We start from the raw sequence: 755 nt of genomic DNA on the forward strand, positions 1-755 counted from the left end.
GCCCTGGAAGCAGAGCTAGCGATTGCGCGGTCGGAACGGGCTACTGCTTTGGCCGAATTGGCTGTTGCCAAGGCCAAGGAGGCCGACGATCAGGCCATCATTCTTCGCCAGAAAGTCTATATCGAAAAGCTGCAACGGGAACTGCGCGGTCAGAAGTCGGAACGGACAGCGCGGCTGATCGCGCAGATGGAGCTGATGCTTGAGGACGCCGAAGCGGCGGCGACTGAAGATGAGCTTGCCGCCGAAATGGCCGTTGCTGCAGCTGCTGCGATTGCGGTCACCGGCTTTACGCGCAAGCGGCCCGTCAAGAAGCCTTTCCCGGAACATCTTCCGCGTGAGCGTGTCGTGGTGCCTGGTCCGGTTGCCTGCAGCTGCTGTGGCGGTGAACGGCTTCGCAAGCTCGGCGAAGACATCACCGAAACGATGGAGAGCGTACCGCGTAGCTGGAAGGTCATTCAGACGGTGCGGGAAAAGTTCACCTGCCGTGACTGCGAGAAGATCAGTCAGGCACCTGCACCCTTCCATGTCATACCGAGAGGATGGGCGGGTCCGAGCCTTTTGGCGATGATGCTCTGCGACAAGTTCGGCCAGCACATTCCCCTCAATCGCCAGGTCGAACGTTTTGCCCTGGAAGGTGTGCCAGTCAGTCTGTCGACAGCAGCAGACGCGATTGGCGCGTGCTGCCAGGTCCTTGCCCCGCTTGTGAGGCGGATTGAAAGCCATACGTTCGCGTCTGAACGGATCCACGGTGATGA

1 protein-coding gene is annotated in these 755 nt (G+C 60.3%); it reads left to right on the forward strand.

Going from position 1 to position 755, the window contains the following annotated elements; translation table 11 throughout:
* Positions 1-3: 3 nt before the first annotated feature.
* Positions 4-755, forward strand: a 752-nt coding sequence (locus tag EQW76_RS28750; protein WP_143123530.1) for a transposase, incomplete at its 3' end; no start/stop codon positions are given.

Origin of the sequence: Rhizobium sp. rho-13.1 (genome assembly GCF_007000305.1) — a bacterium.
In the GTDB taxonomy this organism is placed as follows: Bacteria; Pseudomonadota; Alphaproteobacteria; order Rhizobiales; family Rhizobiaceae; genus Rhizobium; species Rhizobium rhododendri.